The sequence below is a fragment of the Thermosulfurimonas sp. genome (assembly GCF_015491435.1).
Taxonomy (GTDB): Bacteria; Desulfobacterota; Thermodesulfobacteria; order Thermodesulfobacteriales; family Thermodesulfobacteriaceae; genus Thermosulfurimonas_A.
In genome coordinates this window covers 1-2,885 of record NZ_WFVX01000104.1, presented here as the reverse complement: position 1 = coordinate 2,885, position 2,885 = coordinate 1, and the positions used below count along the sequence as shown (strand labels likewise).

6 protein-coding genes are annotated in these 2,885 nt (G+C 61.0%); 4 read left to right on the top strand and 2 right to left on the bottom strand.

The window, feature by feature from the left end; all coding sequences use genetic code 11:
* From F8J34_RS09775 to folE2, 4 genes are all read left to right on the top strand, one after another.
* Positions 1 to 160, top strand: a 160-nt coding sequence (locus F8J34_RS09775; RefSeq protein ID WP_363315419.1) for an AIR carboxylase family protein, incomplete at its 5' end; no start/stop codon positions are given.
* Positions 157 to 780 (top strand): L-threonylcarbamoyladenylate synthase, encoded by a 624-nt coding sequence (locus tag F8J34_RS04650; RefSeq protein ID WP_297056842.1) that lies wholly within the window; start codon positions 157 to 159, stop codon positions 778 to 780. The genes F8J34_RS09775 and F8J34_RS04650, both read left to right, overlap by 4 nt.
* Positions 777 to 1,532, top strand: coding sequence for a P-loop NTPase (locus F8J34_RS04645; RefSeq protein WP_297056841.1), 756 nt, complete (start codon positions 777 to 779; stop codon positions 1,530 to 1,532). Before F8J34_RS04650 ends, F8J34_RS04645 begins: the two co-directional genes overlap by 4 nt.
* A complete protein-coding gene (gene folE2, locus F8J34_RS04640; RefSeq protein WP_297056840.1) occupies positions 1,522 to 2,301 on the top strand; it encodes a GTP cyclohydrolase FolE2 in 780 nt (259 codons plus the stop codon). Before F8J34_RS04645 ends, folE2 begins: the two co-directional genes overlap by 11 nt.
* Positions 2,302 to 2,384: 83 nt before the next feature.
* Here folE2 and F8J34_RS04635 read toward each other — a convergent pair whose 3' ends face one another.
* Positions 2,385 to 2,591: a hypothetical protein gene (locus tag F8J34_RS04635; protein ID WP_297056839.1), complete on the bottom strand. Its 207-nt coding sequence runs from the start codon at positions 2,589 to 2,591 to the stop codon at positions 2,385 to 2,387.
* The coding region (locus F8J34_RS04630; protein ID WP_363315418.1) for an SAM-dependent methyltransferase at positions 2,575 to 2,885 on the bottom strand (311 nt) is incomplete at its 5' end. The genes F8J34_RS04630 and F8J34_RS04635, both read right to left, overlap by 17 nt.

The window sequence follows — 2,885 nt, the reverse complement described above, 5'->3', positions numbered from 1 at the left end:
GCTCTCCATGGTGCAGATGCCCCGCGGGGTGCCGGTGGCCACGGTAGGGATCGGGAACTTCGTAAACGCCGCCCTCCTGGCCGTGGAGATCCTCTCCCTTAGCGAGGAAAGTTTGAGAGAGAGGCTTGCGGCTTACCGGCAGAGGCTGGCTTCCGGATGAGGATCCTTCGGGCGGAAGAGGAAGAGGCCTTAAGCGAGGCCCTGAAGATCCTCAGGGACGGGGGAGTGGTGGCGCTTCCCACGGAGACTTTTTACGGACTGGCGGTGGATCCCCTGCATCGTCCGGCGGTGGAACACCTTTACGCCCTTAAACGCCGGCGCCGGGAAAAACCCGTTCTCCTGCTCCTGGGAGACCTCGAGGAACTGGAACGCTGGGTGGAAGAGGTACCCCGGGTGGCCCGGGTCCTGATCGAAAACTTCTGGCCCGGGCCGCTCACCCTGGTGTTCCGCGCCCGGGCCGAGGTTCCTCCCTGGGTCACCGCCGAGACCGGCACCGTGGCCCTGAGGCTCTCGGCTCATCCGCTGGCCCGGGAGATCCCCCGGCTTTTCGGCCGGCCGGTAACCGGAACCAGCGCCAATCTTTCCGGGGAACACCCCGCCTGCACCGCCGAGGAAGTGGCCCATTATTTCCCCGAGGTGGACCTCATCCTGGATGGAGGAGCCACCCCGGGACGCAAACCCTCCACTCTGGTTTCCGTGGTCTCCGGGCGCCCGGAACTCCTGCGTCCCGGAGAAATCCCCTGGGAAACCCTGGAAAAGGTGGTAGAATCCAAGGCATGAAAATCGCCTTTTGCGGAAAGGGCGGAGTAGGAAAAAGTACCATCGCGGCCCTTCTCTGCGGGGCTTTGCTGGATGCGGGCTACGAGGTTCTGGCCATTGATGCCGACCCCAGTCCGCACTTAGGGCGTCTTCTGGGTTTTTCGGAGACGGAGAGGCTCACCCCCCTTTCCGAGATGCGGGAGCTTCTTGCCGAGCGCGCCCAGAAACAGGGGCCCTATTACACCCTTAACCCCCGCATCGAGGACCTTCCGGAAAGGTTCATGCTCACCCGGGACGGACTCCGTCTCATGGTGCTCGGGGCCATAAGGGAGGCCGGCGGGGGGTGTGCCTGTCCGGAGCAGACCGTGCTGCGACGGCTCCTTTCCTTTCTGATCCTTCAGGCCCGGGAGGCGGTGGTGGTGGATATGGAGGCCGGGGTGGAACACTTTGGCCGTTCCACGGTGGTGCCCATGGATTTCATCCTGGTGGTCACCCAGCCCTATCGCGGAAGCCTGGAGACCACGCGTCAGATCCTGCGCCTGGCCCGGGATCTGCATCTGGAAAAGGTGGTGGTAGTGGGGAATGCGGTACGCGGTCCGGAAGACGAAAGATATCTGGCTTCTTTTCTGGGGGTTGAACCGGTCCTTTCCTTCCCCGAGGACCCGGAGATCCTCCGGGCGGAGAGGGAGGGCCGCAGCCTTCTGGGGCTGAAATCTCCCTCCATGGAGCGGGCCAGAGAACTGGTGGAATATCTGCGCCGGTATGGAACTTAAGGACGTCCAGAGTCTTTACGATCCCCGCGAAATTCCCATTGACAAGGTGGGCATCAAGGGAATCCGTTATCCGGTCTCCGTGCTGGACCGACGGCGGGGGCTGCAGCACACCGTGGCGGAGATCAACATGTTTGTGGATCTGCCCCGGGAATTCAAGGGCACGCACATGAGCCGTTTCATCGAGATCCTGAACGAGTTCCGGGAGGAGATCCATATCCGGAACATTCCGGCCATTCTGGATCGCATGCGGGAAAGACTGGCGGCCAAGGTGGCCCATCTGGAGATAAGGTTCCCCTACTTCCTGAAAAAAGAGGCCCCGGTGAGCCGGGCTCCCTCGCTTATGGAATACCAGTGTCTTATCGCCGGGGCCAAGGGCGAATCCTACCTGGACATCCTGCTGGGGGTGAAGGTGCCGGTGATGACCGTCTGTCCCTGTTCCCAGGCCATAAGCGAGATCGGGGCCCACAACCAGCGGGGAGAGGTGGATTTAAGGGTACGCTTTAAGCGTTTTGTCTGGCTCGAGGACCTGATCGAGATCGTGGAGTCCTCGGCCTCAAGCCCTATTTACCCTCTGCTCAAGCGCCCGGACGAGAAATTTGTGACCGAAACCGCCCATCGGCAACCCCGTTTCGTGGAGGACGTGGTAAGGGAGGTGGCCCGGCGGCTTCTCGATCATCCGGATATCACCTGGTTTGCGGTCTCCGCGGAAAACTTCGAATCTATCCACGCCCACAACGCCTACGCCTATATCGAGAGGACCAAAGGCTGACCCTCCGGGACGGTTTCTTACCGCACCGCAGCAAAGCCCTCTGGTCTTCCTCGCCGACTCAAGGTCCCCTTAGGATCGGATCTCTATTCTTCGCTCTCTTCCAGCTCTATTTCCACAAAGGAATGGCCGCATTCGTAGCATTTTACGTCCAGCATGCCTTCCATGAGCGCTACGTATATCTCTTCTGCCCCGCACTCCGGGCAGGGGCTTTCTATATTTTCATTTTCTATGAGGGTTTGGATCTCTTCGCGCAGCTCTTCCGGCACCTCGGGATCAAACACGATCTTCACCGCCGACCTCCTCTTCGGGCTTCTCCGGGCAAAATAACAACCTCTGCTCCCCTTGTAAAGGAGATTTTTGGAACAAAATGAAAAATTCGCGATTCCCGGCCGGACCGGGAAGCGGGCTTTCGGCCACCCCCAGGGCCCGAAGGCCCAGTTCTTCCTCTCCGAAGCGCCAGATTTCCTCGATTACCCGGCGATGTCGGGCCGGATCCCGCACCACTCCGCCCCGGCCCACCTCCCGCGGCCCCACCTCAAACTGGGGCTTGATCAGGGCGAGAACTAACCCCCCGGGCTTAAGGA

Coding starts and splice junctions, on each gene's coding strand:
- F8J34_RS04650 (WP_297056842.1), top strand. CDS start 157: ATGAGGATCCTTCGGGCGGAAGAGGAAGAGGCCTTAAGCGAGGCCCTG.
- F8J34_RS04645 (WP_297056841.1), top strand. CDS start 777: ATGAAAATCGCCTTTTGCGGAAAGGGCGGAGTAGGAAAAAGTACCATC.
- folE2 (WP_297056840.1), top strand. CDS start 1,522: ATGGAACTTAAGGACGTCCAGAGTCTTTACGATCCCCGCGAAATTCCC.